Annotated in this window: 1 protein-coding gene; it reads right to left on the bottom strand. The window is 62.5% G+C overall.

The window, feature by feature from the left end:
* Positions 1-39: 39 nt before the first annotated feature.
* Entirely contained in the window at positions 40-1,323 is a 1,284-nt protein-coding gene (locus NFL01S_RS33780; RefSeq protein ID WP_157117331.1) for an IS256 family transposase, read from the bottom strand.
* Positions 1,324-1,388: the final 65 nt, after the last annotated feature.

The following is a 1,388-nucleotide window of genomic DNA, read 5'->3' as shown; positions in this document are numbered from 1 at the left end:
TTGGGACTATCTCGGTATCGGTGTTTCCGGCGGTTTCTCTCAGTAGGTTCGGGCGTCGGGCCAGCGGTCGGCGAAGGTGATCGCGAACGCGTTGACCGCGGGTTTCCAGCGCATGGTCCATCGTGCCCGACCGGCACCGGTCGGGTCGAGTGAACGAGTCACCAGATACAGGCATTTCAGGGCGGCTTGCTCGGTGGGGAAATGCCCTCGGGCCTTGATCGCACGCCGGTAGCGGGCGTTCAAGGACTCGATCGCGTTCGTCGAGCAGATCACCTTTCGGATCTCGATGTCGTAGTCGAGGAACGGGATGAATTCCTCCCACGCGTTATTCCAAAGCCTGATGATCGCACCGTATTTCGAGCCCCACCGCTCGGTCAGCTCGTCCAGGGCTGCCCGGGCGGCGTCAGCGTTGACCGCGGTATAGATCGGTTTCACCTCCCGTTTCAACGCGTCCCAGTCCTGGCGGCCGGCGAGCCGGAAGGTGTTGCGGATCAAGTGGATGATGCAGGTCTGGACCGTGGCCAACGGCCAGACGTTCCCGACTACATCCGGCAGGCCTTTCAAACCGTCACAGACCAGGAAGAACACGTCCTTGACCCCGCGGTTACGGATCTCGGTGAGCACGCTCATCCAAAATTTTGCGCCTTCACCACCGGTGCCGGCCCAGAGTCCGAGGATGTCCTTTTCACCGGTCACGGTGACTCCGATCGCGGCATAGACCGGCCGGTTGGCGACCTGACCATCCCTGACCTTCACCACCAGCGCATCGATGAAGATCGCGACATAGACCTCGTCCAGGGGCCGGTTCGACCATTCCTGCATCTCCTCGATCACCTTGTCCGTGATCCGGGAGACCGTTTCCCTGGACACCGAGGCGCCATAGATCTCGGCGAAATGCGTCGAGATCTCTCCGGTGGTCAGGCCTTTCGCATACAGCGACAGCACGATCTCATCGACCCCGGTCAAGCGCCGCTGCCGTTTCTTCACGATCTGGGGTTCGAAGCTGCCGTCGCGGTCGCGGGGCACCTCGATCGGCACGGGCCCGGTCGTCTCGGTCAACACCGTCTTCGACCGGGTCCCGTTACGCACGTTCGCCGATTCCCGCTCCTGCGGGGCCTGGTTGGGTTCGTATCCCAGGTGCTCGGTCATCTCCTCGTTGAGCGCGGTCTCCAGAACGGTCTTGGTGAACTGTTTGAGCAGTCCGTCCGGCCCGGTCAGGGACAAGCCCTGCTCCTTGGCCATCCGGACCAACTCGACCGCTGCCAGCTGCTCGGCCGAGGCTTCGGCCTTCTTCTTCGCCACGGCATCAAGTGTCGTCATCAGGGCGCCTTCCCGCTGACCATCCGGTCAGCGAATCAGGCCGGAAACACCGAAGAATCCACAGTCCC

Source organism: Nocardia flavorosea NBRC 108225 (assembly GCF_001613385.1).
GTDB classification, from domain to species: Bacteria; Actinomycetota; Actinomycetes; order Mycobacteriales; family Mycobacteriaceae; genus Nocardia; species Nocardia flavorosea.
This window is presented reverse-complemented; position numbering and strand designations above follow the sequence as displayed.